Genomic DNA, 1,655 nt, shown 5'->3' with positions numbered 1-1,655 from the left:
TCAGAAGGAGCATACGATTTTCCTATCTATATATCAGCGTTCATCCTGTTCGGTAGGCAGCGGTGGCCATTTCTGGCTAAACCTTGACATAAACGATTGATCCCAATGACTTACCCCTGATCTTTTCATTGCATCCGTCTCGGGTACACCTTCAGCTATCATTAACCCCGAGGCAAGCCTCGATCAACGCTTTGCGCAGCTCAGGCATGTCATGCCGACCTACATTGCGAATGGCCTCTGCAACAATTGGTGCCGCTCGATCTGCCCAAGACATGGTGAATTACCCTTAGCTCAATGAATCTTCACGTCGCCATTCAAAGAACTCAACCGCCAGGCCTGCGACCATCAGCGCCAATGACAATGCGAGAGCAACAAGCCCAGCCTTGCTGAGCGCCAGGTCCGTATCGCTCTGGCCAGCTTCAAACAGGCATATAGCGACGACAACTGCCAACAACTGTGCAACTACGAGTTTCATACGACGATCCTTGTGTCTTTTCGATGCAAATGTGGTGTTTTTCTACTGACCCAGCCCCGCACGAGGCGAGGCTTGGGGTTACAGGTTTTCCTTTAGCCTGCGAGTGGCAGGCGGCAGTTCAGCTCGATCAGCTTCTGGTCGTACTGCTCGACCAGCTCGCTGTACTCTTTCGACTCCCAGCTTTCCAGGCCACCGGCACCCAGCACCGAAAGGCAGTAGTATTTCTGACCTTGCATCGAGAGGATTTCGTCAGCGATCAGCTGCTGGTAGTGATTCATCGTCGCGGCTTCCTTGGGGGAGACGCCCATCCCCCCAGCTTAGAATAATGAAGTCACGCAGCGTCAACTTGAAGGTGATTTCCGAATCGAGATCTTGCTTGGTGTATTTGTCCATGCCGGTTTCCAGGGTTGGGTTAGCAGCGGATATGCGGTTCAACCTCTGCGCCGGCGTATATCTTGGAACAGGGTATTGACGGCATCAATATCTCGCAGGAGCTCATCCGGTTGCGTAACGGCCCGCTGCTGTCCCGCCGCGTGTGAATGCGCGCACACGTTGCGACAGCACTTGTCATGCAAACGCTGTACTTCGAGATAATCAGCCTCCTGCACGCTCATCACGCCATTAAGTCGCCCGACTGAGATACCGTCGCGGAATCGCACTACAGTTTCGTTGAGTATTGTGTCCTCGATACCTACCTCAATCGTGACACGAAGGTCATCGTAAGCATTGCGCATCGCAAGTCGCTCATCATCCCCTGGCGGGTTATTAAAAATGGCTGCGATTCGCTGTTGGTCAGTACGATGGTGTGCAATGCGCTCACGGTGCTTGCGCATGTCATAGGGCAAACCGGCATCGATATAACCCGGCCCTTCTGCTCGATAGTTGATTGACCTAACCTCTGGGGCCAATTGCGCATCTTGGCAAAAGGTAAGCAGCTCTCCGAAAAACACTGCGTCGTGTGTAAATACTATAACCTGTCGGCCGGCGGACTCCTCAACAACCCGTCTTGCGACGGCGGTTCGATGATTATGGTCAAGGCTCGAAACCGGATCGTCGAATACGATTCCGGAAGTGGACCCTGACTGGTGGAGCTCTGCGAAGAAGTAGGCGAGCGCACACATGCGCTGCTCCGCCTCGCTGAGTACAAGGTGCGGATCAAGCGTAAGCGTCCGAACTACAC

Annotated in this window: 4 protein-coding genes; all 4 read right to left on the bottom strand. The window is 53.6% G+C overall.

The genetic code is table 11. From position 1 onward, the window contains the following. Positions 1–286: 286 nt before the first annotated feature. Positions 287–475: a hypothetical protein gene (locus ALO43_RS27400; protein WP_054998442.1), complete on the bottom strand. Its 189-nt coding sequence runs from the start codon at positions 473–475 to the stop codon at positions 287–289. A gap of 92 nt (positions 476–567) precedes the next feature. Next, positions 568–753 carry a hypothetical protein gene (locus ALO43_RS27395; RefSeq protein WP_054998441.1) on the bottom strand — a complete coding sequence of 62 codons (186 nt, stop codon included), beginning with the start codon at positions 751–753 and terminating at the stop codon, positions 568–570. After that, positions 725–868: a hypothetical protein gene (locus ALO43_RS30565; RefSeq protein WP_157062375.1), complete on the bottom strand. Its 144-nt coding sequence runs from the start codon at positions 866–868 to the stop codon at positions 725–727. Before ALO43_RS30565 ends, ALO43_RS27395 begins: the two co-directional genes overlap by 29 nt. 38 nt (positions 869–906) lie before the next feature. Beyond that, a partial coding sequence (locus tag ALO43_RS27390; RefSeq protein ID WP_157062374.1) for an AAA family ATPase occupies positions 907–1,655 on the bottom strand: 749 nt, incomplete at its 5' end.

Origin of the sequence: Pseudomonas tremae, from assembly GCF_001401155.1 — a bacterium.
Taxonomy (GTDB): domain Bacteria; phylum Pseudomonadota; class Gammaproteobacteria; order Pseudomonadales; family Pseudomonadaceae; genus Aquipseudomonas; species Aquipseudomonas tremae.
The sequence above is the reverse complement of the archived record's forward strand: the minus strand, read 5'-3'. Positions and strand labels throughout refer to the sequence as shown.

Excerpts from the sequence above, each read along its gene's own strand:
- ALO43_RS27395 (WP_054998441.1), bottom strand. The coding sequence starts at position 753 with ATGAATCACTACCAGCAGCTGATCGCTGACGAAATCCTCTCGATGCAA.
- ALO43_RS27400 (WP_054998442.1), bottom strand. The coding sequence starts at position 475 with ATGAAACTCGTAGTTGCACAGTTGTTGGCAGTTGTCGTCGCTATATGC.
- ALO43_RS30565 (WP_157062375.1), bottom strand. The coding sequence starts at position 868 with ATGGACAAATACACCAAGCAAGATCTCGATTCGGAAATCACCTTCAAG.